Origin of the sequence: Streptomyces bugieae (assembly GCF_036352915.1) — a bacterium.
Lineage (GTDB): Bacteria > Actinomycetota > Actinomycetes > Streptomycetales > Streptomycetaceae > Streptomyces > Streptomyces endophytica.
The window spans coordinates 1-276 of the sequence record NZ_JAZBJP010000250.1 but is presented as its reverse complement, the minus strand read 5'-3'; the positions used below and the strand labels follow the sequence as shown (position 1 = coordinate 276).

Here is a 276-nt window from a genome sequence, read left to right as displayed (position 1 = left end):
AGAGACAACCAGGAGGTTGGCTTAGAAGCAGCCACCCTTGAAAGAGTGCGTAATAGCTCACTGGTCAAGTGATTCCGCGCCGACAATGTAGCGGGGCTCAAGCACACCGCCGAAGTCATGTCATTGCAGCATTAGGACCAACGTCTGCTGTGATGGGTAGGGGAGCGTCGTGTGCCGGGTGAAGCAGCCGTGGAAACGAGTTGTGGACGGTTCACGAGTGAGAATGCAGGCATGAGTAGCGATACACACGTGGGAAACGTGTGCGCCGATTGACTA

At 55.4% G+C, this 276-nt stretch carries 1 rRNA gene; it reads left to right on the top strand.

Annotated elements, in window-relative coordinates:
• Positions 1 to 276, top strand: a 23S ribosomal RNA gene (locus V2J85_RS41105); the annotation flags it as partial.